Source organism: Acinetobacter sp. YH12094 (assembly GCF_013419295.1).
Taxonomy (GTDB): Bacteria; Pseudomonadota; Gammaproteobacteria; order Pseudomonadales; family Moraxellaceae; genus Acinetobacter; species Acinetobacter amyesii.
Genome location: NZ_VPAK01000063.1, coordinates 1 through 3,093 on the forward strand (window position 1 = coordinate 1; position 3,093 = coordinate 3,093).

3 protein-coding genes are annotated in these 3,093 nt (G+C 36.0%); 1 reads left to right on the plus strand and 2 read right to left on the minus strand.

Annotation, left to right across the window (positions count from 1 at the left end):
- Positions 1-328 precede the first annotated feature (328 nt).
- Positions 329-1,117 (plus strand): aminoglycoside adenylyltransferase domain-containing protein, encoded by a 789-nt coding sequence (locus tag FTU34_RS17470; RefSeq protein ID WP_038350081.1) that lies wholly within the window; start codon positions 329-331, stop codon positions 1,115-1,117.
- Positions 1,118-1,243: 126 nt separating this feature from the next.
- Here FTU34_RS17470 and FTU34_RS17475 read toward each other — a convergent pair whose 3' ends face one another.
- Positions 1,244-1,693: a DUF523 domain-containing protein gene (locus FTU34_RS17475; protein WP_180036305.1), complete on the minus strand. Its 450-nt coding sequence runs from the start codon at positions 1,691-1,693 to the stop codon at positions 1,244-1,246.
- Between the two features lie 38 nt (positions 1,694-1,731).
- Positions 1,732-2,897 (minus strand): IS3 family transposase gene (locus tag FTU34_RS17480; protein ID WP_119285041.1). Its coding sequence is split into 2 segments (ribosomal slippage): positions 1,732-2,639 and positions 2,639-2,897, totalling 1,167 coding nucleotides; the frame shifts between segments, so codons are not numbered across the junction.
- Between the last annotated feature and the right edge of the window lie 196 nt (positions 2,898-3,093).

Consider the following 3,093-nt stretch of genomic DNA (forward strand, 5'->3'; position numbering starts at 1 on the left):
AAAGTCGTTTGAATGATTTCTTCTTGGTCTACGTGCCATAAAATACTCCATATATTGATGTTTATAACATCATTTGAGGAGCAGAGTATCACTTATAGGAGTTGTTCAAATTTCCGGATCCATCTCTAAGTGAGGAGGAAATGACTCTTACTATTCAGATGTTGTTTCAAGCTTTTTTTGATTGATAGAGTTTTATGTATTAAACTCTATATTGAAAGTAAATATATTGTAAAAATAGTATGTTATTTACTAATTGATTAAATTATTTACACTTATTCTGTATAATGCTCTATGAATTCATTACTTATTTTTTTAAATTAAAAATCATATGCAAAGCTTAAATGATGAAGAGTGTCGCCAAGTTGAAAGTGTAAAACAGCTTTTACAAAAAAATTTTAAAGATAAGCTTTATGCTATTTATTTATATGGTTCGTATGTTGATGGTGGTTTAAAACATAAAAGTGATCTTGATATTTTAGTTATTATTGAACGTGAAATTACCGATCAGGAAAGAAAACAATTAGCGCAGAATTTTCTAAATATATCTGTTCCGATTGGTCATGCTACAGCGCGTGCCTTAGAAATTACGATATTAGAAAAAGGGAGTATTACCAATAAAAATCATCCATATACATATCAGCTACAATATGGCGAGTGGTTGAGAGAAGAATTACTCAAAGGTGAATTACTTTATAGTCAATCTGATCCAGATATTAGTATTTTACTTAAAACTGCCCAATTACATAACATTACTATCTTTGGACCTGATATTTGCGATTGGTTAAATCCAATTAGCTATGAACAATTAATATTTGCCATGCAAAAAACTTATCCACAAATAATTGCTCATTGGAAAGACGATCAGGATGAATGTAATCAAATTTTAGCGCTATGCCGTATAGCTTATACATTAGATCATAAAACAATAGTTGCCAAGGATGTTGCTGCGACATGGTTTTTAGAATTCTTAAGTCAGATAGATCAAGACATTTTGCAACTCATAATAGATGAATATATTGGGCAAGGTCATGAGCAATGTTGGTTAGTTTTACATGATCAGCTTGCTAAAATTGTTAAAGAATTACAGCATAAAATTGAACCACTACTTTTTAACTGATGTGGAAGTAATGGATATGCTTCTTAGATTATTACCTCACTATATCTCTAAATACCGAAGAGACTTGATATTGCAAAGGGGGGCGTGGTTGGAGTTGCATGAAGATTTTAAATAAAAGCGGAGGAACTAGGGTAAAAGTTGCCAAAAAGTTTCTTCTGAAATGACTTTTATATTATGACGTTTAAGCAAAGCGGAGGTAACTCCATTGCCATAGATCTTATTCCCATTAAATTGACCATCGTAAATCATTGAACTACCACATGAAGGGCTATTTTCTTTAAGCACTACCAGAGTAGCTTTTAATAATTGAACTTTTTTTAAAGTTCTATATGCCCCTTCAATATAGATTGAAGTCACATCCTTTCCTGATTTTTCAATTACACAGGCTTTTCCATCTAAGACATCATCGCCATTACCTCCCGAAATCTCGGCAGGTTCGCGTGGTGTTGATAAACCGCCAAGAATCTCTGGACATACCATAGTAGCTTTTCCATCTTTGACTAATTTTTCGATTTTTTCGTTTAAGCTATGCGTCCCGTTATAACGTACCTTTAAGCCAGCCAGACAAGAACTGATGTGTGCTGAATTAGCAGGAGACTTTCACTTGGGAGATTCTAGGCAGCTAACCGATAAAAGTCTTCTGCCATTTGATTTGGTGTCTTAAAATCCAAGCCTTTTTGAATTCTTCGCTGATTATAAAATAACTCTATATATTTTGTAATATCCGCTTTGGCTTCTTCCCTTGTTTTGTAGTTGCGATGATGGACTAGTTCATTTTTGAGTATGCCCCAGAAACTCTCTATCGGTGCATTATCAAAGCAGTCGCCTTTTTTGCTCATTGAACCCTGAAAATCAAATTTCTCAAGTAAGTTTCGATATTCATTACTGCAATATTGGCTGCCTCTATCTGAATGTACAATGAGATCTTTAGCAGGTTTCTGATTGCGAATAGCCATATTCAATGCATCACAAACAAGCTTGGCTGTCATGCGCTCATTTAAGCTATAGCCAACAACCTGTTTCGTGTAAAGATCTTTGACAGCTGCCAAGTACAACCAGCCCTCAGCCGTCCAAATGTAGGTAATGTCACTCGACCACGCAAGATTAGGCTTCGTCATTGAAAACTGTTGCTTGAGTAAATTGTCATAAATAGAACGGTTGTGATCACTGTTCGTGGTTCTTTTGAAACGCTTATGGCGCTTACAATACAACTGATTTGATTTTTTTATTTGGCGCACAGCATACGTACTTATTTTGATACCTTGCGCTTGTAAATGCTTGGTTAATCGAACATAGCCATAGCTTTGTTTGGTTTCTTCATGGGCTATTTTGACCAAAATTGTCTGCTGATTTCGCTGAATTGATCTTTTACTCATGCCTCGCTTTAGCCAATCATAAAAGCGAGAAACGGATACACGAAGTAATCGAGCCATTAAAATAATCGGAAATAAGTGGCTTTGCGATTTCATATAGGCGTACCTCACTGACTTTCTTTGGCAAAGTACGCTGCTGCCTTTTTTAAAAATTCACGTTCCATTTCAGCTGTTTTGAGCTGTTGTTTAAGCTTCTTATTTTCTTCGAGTAAGGCGTTTAGATCGGGCGAATACTGTTTTGTGCCTGCTAAAGTTCCAGCCTTTGCTTTGTTATTCCAGTTCGAAAGGGTTTGCATTGAAATGCCAAGTTGTCTAGCGGATTCCGATACATTACCTTGGTTCTCTTCAATGGCTTTTATGGCTTCAGCTTTAAATTCTGCGGTGTAAGTCTTCTGTTTCTTGCTCATGGTAAACTCCTAATGAGTATGTATAGTTTACCAAGTTAAACCCTCCTGTTTTTTAAGCACACATCAATAGAGTGGGAGTGACGGGCACTGGCTGGCAATGTCTAGCAACGGCAGGCATTTCGGCTGAGGGTAAAAGAACTTTCCGCTAAGCGATAGACTGTATGTAAACACAGTATTGCAAGGACGCGGAACATGC